Genomic DNA, 10,019 nt, shown 5'->3' with positions numbered 1-10,019 from the left:
ATATTAATTTGTCATTTGTTCCAATCCAGAGATGGTTCTCATCCACTGCAAGTGAGGTAATTTCTTCATTTCTGGTCAATAGGGTAGTTACAGCCCCATTGGTCTTATCATATCTAAGTACTTTATTTCCATCAGGATATACCTTTTCTACTCCAAAATAAACATATCTTTCATCTACACAAAGAGGGAGATAATTAATTATGTCAGGTTCTTCTGTGGACTCTACTGAATAATTCCAGATAATAGTCTCTTGCTTTGCAGATTTGTTATATTGATGTAAGGCTACTTCAAGAAGATAATCTGTATCTTCTAGTGGTCCTGGAGAGTGATAGGAGAAACAAGTGGAACTAAACCATATATTTTGATTGTCCTCGATTATATCTTTATAAGCAGGGAATCTCTCCCAGTCCGGACCTACTTTATTCTTCTCCTCTAAATATTCTACTTGACCGCTTCCTTTATTGAACCTTTCTATTAATCCTGTATCATGATCAAGAAACCATACATAATTTTCATCTACACAAAGACTTGGTACCTCATCCGCTATATCATATGAAGTAGTTGTGCCCGTAACCTTATTATATCTAATCAACCTCTCGCTGATAGTAAACCAGACATTATCATCATCTACACCAATAGATGAAGGTGAAATCCCCTCTATTTTACTAAATTCTTTTAAATTCCTGTATATTTTAAGATTAAGTTTTCCATTATTTATAGAGTAGTCTTGATTGAATATATCTGCTTGAATAGAGATAGGCTCTCCAAAGGAATATAAAGTTTTATCAGGAGAGATATCTACATTGCTAATCACACCAGTTATCTTAAGAGGTAAAAAAACCGTTTTAGTCCCTCTTTCCTCTCCATAATATTCCATACTTATAACATAATTATCCGTCACTGCCTGGTCAGAAATAAGGAAAGAAATAATTTGATTTTTTCCCGGTTCTATTTTATCAATTCTATTATTCGCTTCATAAATTTTAACTCCAATACTATCAGCCAATTTTATCTTATAATCACAACTTTCATCTACACCCCCTATATTACTAATAGTAACATTTACCATATCTCCAATTATGTAATCTTTTTTCTCTAACTCTATCTTTAATTCTGCAGGAGGGATATAAAAACTAAATTGTTTATATTTAGTAGAAGTGCTAAGATGGAGGTTTATAGTCCCATAATGATACCCAGAGGTTAAAGTTTCTGGAATAGATATATTGAGTGGTAAAGTCCATTTTTGCTCTGGTAATAAACTGAATGTATTAGTAGGAACAAAATTTAAGTCATCTATGGTTATAGTGGCTTCTAAATCCTCTTTAAATTTACCTGAATTGATTAAAGTCAATGTACCTATAAGAGTTTCTCTTATTCGATATTCTGGTTTATCAAGGTTTACTTTAGTAATAGCACTACAAGAAATCTCTTTTTTACCTATCAGACTTTTCCCTTCATAATATATAATATAAACAAGTTTGTATGTACCAAACTTAATACTTTCAATTGGAATATTAAAATTTACAGTAGTAGAGCCAGATATTGATAATGTCGCAAAATTACTCTGACTCCCAAAAATTAAGTTTAAATCCTGGTCTCTAAACTCTATTGTTATACTACCTCCTGAGATACTTTTAGCACTAATGTTATTTAATAAAAATGAAGTAGTATTAGTAGAATTTGGTACAAAAATCTCTGGAATAATTATATTACTGCTAATTTCAGGTTCTGGTATTTCAAAAGAACTTGTCCATACTCCTATTTTACTCTCATTGTTATAAACCTCCACTTTTATCAAATATACCCCTCCCATTGCTGTAATTAAAGGGAAACCTATTGTAGTAGATACAGAACCATTAGGAGTAATACTTAAAGTTGTATTAGTAGCAAAAACTTCATCTCCTATTGGGTCAGTAACCTTAAATCTAACCTCTGGATTATAGCCTAAATTATATTTATTATCCTTATCTTGCAAAACTAATGTAACTATTCCTTTATCCCCTTTCTTGTCAGTATTAATTTTAATATCAAGTTTAGGGTTATGTAGCCAGATAGCCCTTGAGGCATTCCCAATTACATGATTATTTTCATCATAGAAGGTAGCAAATAAACCATGTGCACTTAGTACCTTAAAAGAAGTAGTAAAGGTAGTCCCTTGTGGTGGTACATTAACTACTTTAGTAAATCTTTCCTCACTCAATAAGCCATATTCACATTTAATGTTACGAGTCTGTGTCCCTTGATTATATAAATGGAAGGTAAAGGTAGCTGTATCGTTATAGAAATAATATTCTGTAGGTGAGGTGATAGAGAATGATAATCCTTCTATTGGTTTTGTGCCGGTGAGATGTCTTGATACATAGAACCGCTCACCTTTTGTCTCTGGCTTGAGAATATTACCTGCCTGGTCTTTTAAGGTATAGTTTATCCAGAAGATGCCGAGTTTATCTTGTGGACAGATGGTCTGGAAATTGATTTGGGTGGATTGCCCTAAAGCAAGAGGAGTAGCAAGTTGTAAGATGTTGGTGGAGAGTGTTTTTTTATCTGAATCACGGAGAGTGAATTCTACTTGGGTCGCCTTGTCTGGGGTTTCCTGGAAGAATTCATAGAATTCCTCGTAGGTGATTTTTATGGGCAGGTTTATTTCATCCCCTGGCTTATATTCTGGTATTTCTTTGTTTATATCCTCAACATAACTAATTAAGTCATTAATTAATCTTATTTCTTCATCTGAGGCTCGATTATAAGCTGAACTAAAGTCAGTATAAAGGGTCGAGGCAATAACCGTACCAGAACCGTACTTGTACATCAACATCGCTGGCATTTGATTCTTAGTTCTGCGAAGTAAAATCGTAGCATCATTTGGCCATTGAGTGAAGTAGCCATCGATACCTGCATCCAGAGTTGGGTCAGTTTGTGAGGCAAAAATTGGATGGTCGGTATCGATATAACCTGCATTTTGCCAGCAGGACTGGTCTTCACCCCAGCCGTAAGCGGTGATAGTCCCAGGCAGGCATGAAAACTCATAGCCTTGTTGCTGGGCAAAACAGACCAATACCCCACCATCTTCTACATATTTTCTTAATTTATACTTTAGTATCTGTGAAGTCTTAAGCCCAAAAAATCCGCCAGAAGGAATAATTAAAGCAGGATATTGTTTCATCACCTCAACTTCCACATCAGGCCAAAGCCAGCAAGAATCACCAATTATACTTGAAGATTCTCTTGGGAAACCATGATAAAGTACCGCAACATTAGCCGTCGGTCCTTCCGTCTCTTTAAGTATCGGCTTACCTAATACACCCATGTAATCATCAGGATGATCATTCCCAGGATCAGTCGGCTGTGGTAGCTCTTCTCCGCCAAAGATATCCGTAATATCTACTTCTTTTAATTTCGCTAATGCCTCCTGTAGCTGTTCATAAGGAAATAAATACCCCTTTTCAACTTCATCGGGAGTAAGATTAAATTGCTCTCCATAATCTTTTATTAAGGATTCCAACGCTGCCTCAACCAATCCTACACAATCGTATGTATCTGGTCCTTTTGGGTCGATGACAGAAAATGGATATTTTGGCTCTCCAGTTTTAGGATCTATTCCCTCGCGTGCATTTAACCAATCAATAAGTTCATTTACTTGCTCTGAACTCAAGCCAGCATCAACAAACCATAGATTTTGTGCCAGACCATCATTGAATCCAGCCAGATCTGTTTTCCTTACACCTGTTGCTGGAATAGTATCAACCACATAAGAACTGCCATCTGGATATACAATCAAAAATCCTACATGTCCAGTTCCAAATGGTACCTCCCATAGAGTCTTAGCCATCTTTCCATTTGTATCCCGATAGATTATGTATATCGTTGGTTCTCCCTGCTCATCATTTGCATAAACACTAAATCCTATAAATAAACTTAGCAATACTAATAATAATTTAAGCTTTTTCATCTTCCATTACCTCCTGTATTTATATTCCTTGCCTGTTATCTTCTTTAAGGCTTTTATCAGATATTTCCTCATTATCTCTCCTTTTCCCTCTCTTTGTAATAACTCTTCTAAAATTTCTACTGCTCTCTCATCTCCAATTTCTCCTAATGCTTCTATTACTTCACCATCATATCCTTCTGGGGGGGGGGGGCTAAACCTTTTTCTTGCAAGATTTATCAATGGTTCTACTGCTCTCTTATCCTTAATTTTTCCAAGAGAAATGATTATACTTGCTCTTACAAAATGGTTTTTCTCTCTCTCTAACATATCAATCAGCATAGGCACAGCTTCTTTAGCCTTAGCATCTCCTAAGGCATTGATAACTACCCTATCTTTTGGATTCTCTTTAAAAAGATTCATTAATACCTCTATTGACTGCTTACCACCTATCCTCCCTAATGCTTCTATACATAATTCTCTTCTCGGTGTAATTCCTTTAGGATATACCTTGCCTTTATCCGCTTCCATTACCTTTATTAATACTGGTATAGCCCTTTCATCTCCAATCTCTCCTAATGCCCTCATTCCAATCCCTTCTTCATCTGCCAGCCTGATTAATGGTTCTACCGCCCTCTTATCTTTTATTTTACCTAATATACTCAGAGCATCCCCTCTACTTCTATTATCCTCATTCTTATTACAAGCAACTTCTATCAATATAGGAACTGCACTTTCCATATCAATCTTCTGAGCTAATTCATAAAACTCTTTATACATCCACTCTAACTCATCAGGTGCTTTATTCTTACACCTCAGGGCATCCTCTAATATTGTATCAGCTTCATAACGAACCATAAATGGTTGTGATGTATCTCGAAATATCTCTATCAATGTGGGAACTACTATATTCCCCATTTTAAGTATCCTATTGCTTATTTCTAGTCTTTTCGATAACTGCCATCTCTTTTCTGCTTCTACCATTTCCTTTAGATAGTTTATCACTATTCTTTTTCTTTCTTCTGGCTTTTTGTTTGCCAGTTTAGGTGGTGGAATGATTAGATTAGCAATTCTAAGTGGAATGAGAGTAATATTATCGATCTTATCGTGCATTACAAAGATAACTTTACCTCCATCTTTTTTCTTTACCACAGCGGTGAAGTTAACTATTATTAACCCTATCACCAAACATACCACTAAACAAATACTACCAATTATTAATATTTTCTTTCTCATTTTTCCTTCACACTCCTTTTTTGTTTTTTAGTCCACAGATTGGACAGATTATATGTTTTGAACCACAAAGAACACAAAGACTTATGTGGACTTTGTGGTTTTAAAAGACTTTAACTACCATTATACCACACTTTCTTTACTCTAACAACTTATTTTTTTACTTTTCTTTGCGTCATGGCGTCATGGCCTGACATTATCTGTTCTAAAATATACATCCCCTGGTTGAGGTTCAACCTCATCATCTCCAGTGGAGAAAACAGGGATAAATAGAATTAAAATAGTAAATATTGTTACTAATACCTTATTTATCTTTTTATTCATTTTTACTCATCTCCTTTATTTAATATTTTTTCTAAAGCCTCTTCTGCGGCTTTTTTGACATGGGGATGTTCATCCTTCCTCTTTAATATCTCCTTTAAAGGTCCAATTGCCTTTTTATCATTAATATTTCCTAGTGCATCAGTTACTCCTCTTCGTGTTCCATGAGCTATTTTTTCAGTTAATAAATATTCAATTAATAGTTTCACAGTTTTATGATTACCTTTAAACAATTCAGGTTTCTTTTTGCTTATATCATACCAGACGTAAGCAATATGTCTAACATTTATATCTTTGTCCCAGAATGATGCTTCTATCAAGGGAACTATCACCCTCTTATCTTCGTATTTCAATCCAATACTATATAAAGCGGTAACTGCGCTTATTCGCCCTGTCTCATCTCCTTCTTTTAAAATCTTAATCAATCTGGGTACATATTTTTTTGATTCTTCCCAATTACCAAATGGGCCAGAGGCAAAATCTCTAACCCACTTATCTTCTTTCTCATCTTCTATAATCTCAATTAATACAGGCAGTATTGATTTTCCCATTCTCTTTAATTTAGGCTCATGAAAAGGAGAAGGCCAAATTATTGGCGGTGTGCAATGATGTCTTTGCCAGCTAGTCTCTCGTTTAAAATCTTCTACCAAAATCTTTCGTATCTTTTCTGTATCTTTTCTGGGGAAGATATAAAACAAGATATCAGCAACATAAATAATCAATATACTCATTAGCACCACTATTCCTCCTGCTATCCATAAAACAATCTTTTTCCATTTTTTCATCTTTCTTCACCATCCTTTTTTTATTTGTAACCGTTCAGGGCTATACATTAGAAGTGTAAACAAGGAGAAATGGGGAAAAGGGAGAATTGGAGAAATGGCTCAAACTTTTTCTTGCTCCACCCTTCGGACATCAATCCTAGTATGGTGTTGAGTAAGTTTTGCACGGGGTATCATCAGATTTCATAACCTGCAAACGGATAATTGGTAACTGGTAATTGGTTAAATAGTTTCGTCATGAGCTCAGCCAAACGGTATTTAATTACCAGTTACCAATCACCAGTTACCAGAATCAAATTCCATGCGTTATTTGTTCAACACGACACTAACTTTTGATGGACATTAATACAGGCATTAATAATCCTATCACTTAACTCTTCTTTTCTCCACTTCTCCATCTTCTCCATTTCTCCTTATTTTTATCCTACCTGAACCCTTACCTTTCTTCTTTATAAGGAAAATGAAGTAGCCAGTTTCTTGTCTTCAAGTAAGCAATAATGTTAGTAATAATCAACCAGCTTATAATAATCTGGCATAAAAAAGGAAATAACCATCCAAATTTTGTATAGAAAGATAAATATCTTTGTGGTGAGACTTTGCCAATTACTACTCCTTCTTCCATAACTCCAAGACTATTAAGAACATTTCCATAGGGATCAATAATCTGGGATATTCCAGAACTTGCTACTCTTACTACAAATCTTCTATTTTCTATTGCTCTAAATACTGTCATAGCTGAATGTTGTAAATGTTGTATTCTTCCCCATCTCTTTGCATCATAAGTAGGAATAACAAGAATTTCTGCATCATGCTTTACTAAATTTCTGCTTACATAAGTATAGTCCATATCATAACAGATTTCTATTCCTATTTTCCCTAATGGAGTAGGAAAAACAGAATAAGTCTTTCCATGTAATCCATCACTAAATAACTGAATAGGATTCATCTTATAGTACTTTCCAACCACTTTATGTTTAGGAGATATAATTATTGCTGTATTGTAAAATTCTGAAGGATTTCGAGCAGTATCTGTACATCCAAGGATTAAATATGAATTAACCTCTGATGCCAGAGAAAGAAGTATATCCAAAATTTCAGGTTCAGATAAAACATTTTCTAAAAGTGCATACTCGGGCCACACTACTAAATTTGGTTTTTCATTACTTATGGTTTTTGTTTTTTTTAAATATTTGTCCAAGCAACTAGACTCATCTTGAATTCCAACTACAGTATATTCTCCTTCGATATTCTCAGGGATTACTGCTTTCCCATAAAGTAAAATTAAAAAAATTCCTATTCCCATTATACCCCATAAAGTAATTATTTTTCCTTTCAATCTCCAATTTTCAATAGTAAAGTAAATAACTACATTAACAATTACAATGAGAAATGATATTCCATATACTCCAAGTATACTTACTAATTGAAGAAGTAGTAAATGTTGAGTTTGAGAATACCCTAAAGTCATCCAGGAAAACTTTAGAGTCCAACATTCTGATCTAAAGAACTCTATAGCGATCCAAAGAATAGATGTTATACCAATTGTTAAAATAGGATTATACCTTCGTATAAAAAAGGAATGTCCTGCTCCAAAAAGCCCAATGAAGAATGATAATATAGCAATTAAACTTATTGAAGCAACCCCAAAAACTCCATATAACCAATGAAGAGTTCCTCCAAACCACACCATTCCCACTAAAAATCCCAAATAAAATGCTATTCTACCGCTGACATTTTTTATTGCAAAGAAAAATGGAACTAACGCTATCCAGGCAAATATTCCTTTATTAAAAGGCGGGAAAGCCAAAATTAAAAAAATACCAGAAACTATTATTAAAAAAATTTTAATAATTATTTTCTTCATTTTCATTATTTCTCTTTATTCTCTTTATTCTCTTTCTCCGTACGCAATTCGAGAGATATGAGCAGGGAATATTGGGGTCAGATCTTGAGAGGCTGTTGACAAGAAAAAGTATAGTTCATTTGATGAGGAAGAAGTTTTAATGTATGTACAACTCTATTAAAATAAAGCACTTGAGAGATTACACCTAAACTTACATAGCTTTATTCGTCCATTCATATATCAAAACATTGATTATAAATGAAAATCTGCACCAACATTGCATTTACTCCAAGCCCTTAATTCTCAAGAAGTTGTGTAATAATCACCCCCTTATACCGCTGAAAAGATATGTCAACAGCCTGTCAAGGTCTGACCCTAACTAATTGACCCTAACTAATCCCGGTATCCGTGTCCGTAATTAGGCTGAAGGTTTTTCCTCCTGTTGCCTTCTGCCCTCTGCTATTTATCCGTGCCAATCCGTGTCAATCCGTGGCTGAATAACTCTCTATTTCTTTGGTAAAGCGAGGTAAAAGTAGATATTTTTAGCCCCTTCGATAGCCGCTTGAGTAAGTTTAAAGCAAAGATAAAGTATGCCTGTAATGCTTGCACTACATATCGCGCCAAGCGGAGCGGCTGAGGTAAAAATTCCTACCTTCCACGAACACTCACCCAGAACCACCGGTAACCAACCCAATAATGCCAATATCCCAAAAAACCACCCGGTAATAAAATATCCTTGATAGGTAAAAAATAGATAGAGGACGATTAAAGAACCACACAATGAATACACCGTTTCACTTCCCGCACCAGGTAAAGGTAAAAAAGGAGCAGATACCAAAATTCCCAGACTTAAATAGAAATTAAATGTCAAAAAAACATTTATAAATATATCGCGGTATGAGGTTGTTGGATAATAAGCAAAATCAGTAAAAGCATCTTGCTCAAATGGATATTTTTCTTGTGTTGGTGGAGGTTGTGGTGCTGTATATCGAGGAATACCTACTTCAGATGGTGCAGACTTTTTTAAAACATCATACGCCTCGGCTATCTCTTTAAATTTCTCTTCAGCAACTTTTTCCCTGCCTGGATTTAAATCAGGATGATAGACCTTGGCTAATTGGCGATAAGCCTTCTTTATCTCCTCTAAATTAGCCATAGGATTTAAGTTTAATACCTTATAATACGCTGATTTACTCTTTATCATTATTATTCTCTTCAGTATTCATTATATCACATTATTAATTAAATTGTCAAGAATTTTATAAGAGGGTGTTGAAAAAGTCGTTTTTTAGAAAATGCCCGTCTTTTGAGGAACTATTGGGGTCAGACCGTGAGTGAGTGTTGACAATTAAATTAGGATTTTTATGTTGGATTTTAGAGTCCAAAATCTACTTTTGACTTCTTTTGGGATAAATTTCAAAATTAATCTTTCTACTTAGGTCATCTTTCTCCTCTTAACTCCTCACTAATTACTTCTCATGGCTATTCGAGAAGACAATTCACCCTCTTTTGCTCAAAACTCCAATTTTAACTAATATCTAACTAATAGCCAAAAACCTATATTTAACTTACTGACTAGACTTTTGCGTTTTTCTGTAACCCGTTGCTTTTGCTTAAGTAAGCTCAAATGCCAAAATCCCAATGTCAAATGAATGCCAACTGCTTGAATGTCAAAGAGTTTTGTTATTTGGACTTTGGATTTCATTTGTCATTTGAACTTTGAAATTTGGATTTTTGCAAAAGTTCAGTTAGTTATATTACTCCTCCCCAATTTTATGGCGTCCACCCAATTTTCGTCTGTAAAAAAAAGTTATCGTCTATTCACTTTTATGGTTAATTATGATATAAATTTATAGAGGATAAAAAAGCAATGAGCGATATACAAATCAAATTTGGACAGAGGGTAAGAGAACTT

5 protein-coding genes and 1 pseudogene are annotated in these 10,019 nt (G+C 34.4%); all 6 read right to left on the bottom strand.

Annotated elements, in window-relative coordinates; genetic code table 11:
• Positions 1-3,949, bottom strand: a 3,949-nt coding sequence (locus tag AB1414_09450) for a hypothetical protein (protein MEW6607659.1), incomplete at its 3' end; no start/stop codon positions are given.
• Between the two features lie 6 nt (positions 3,950-3,955).
• On the bottom strand, positions 3,956-5,161 hold the full coding sequence (locus tag AB1414_09445; protein MEW6607658.1) for a HEAT repeat domain-containing protein: 1,206 nt from the start codon (positions 5,159-5,161) through the stop codon (positions 3,956-3,958).
• Positions 5,162-5,341: 180 nt separating this feature from the next.
• Positions 5,342-5,482 (bottom strand): hypothetical protein, encoded by a 141-nt coding sequence (locus tag AB1414_09440; protein MEW6607657.1) that lies wholly within the window; start codon positions 5,480-5,482, stop codon positions 5,342-5,344.
• Positions 5,483-5,484: 2 nt separating this feature from the next.
• Complete coding sequence (locus AB1414_09435) at positions 5,485-6,264, bottom strand: HEAT repeat domain-containing protein (GenBank protein ID MEW6607656.1); 780 nt, start codon at positions 6,262-6,264, stop codon at positions 5,485-5,487.
• Between the two features lie 433 nt (positions 6,265-6,697).
• Positions 6,698-8,125, bottom strand: coding sequence for a nitrilase-related carbon-nitrogen hydrolase (locus tag AB1414_09430; protein MEW6607655.1), 1,428 nt, complete (start codon positions 8,123-8,125; stop codon positions 6,698-6,700).
• Between the two features lie 1,003 nt (positions 8,126-9,128).
• A pseudogene (locus AB1414_09425) lies at positions 9,129-9,308 on the bottom strand (DnaJ domain-containing protein).
• Between the last annotated feature and the right edge of the window lie 711 nt (positions 9,309-10,019).

The organism is bacterium, assembly GCA_040755795.1.
In the GTDB taxonomy this organism is placed as follows: domain Bacteria; phylum UBA9089; class CG2-30-40-21; order CG2-30-40-21; family SBAY01; genus JBFLXS01.
The sequence above is the reverse complement of the archived record's forward strand: the minus strand, read 5'-3'. Positions and strand labels throughout refer to the sequence as shown.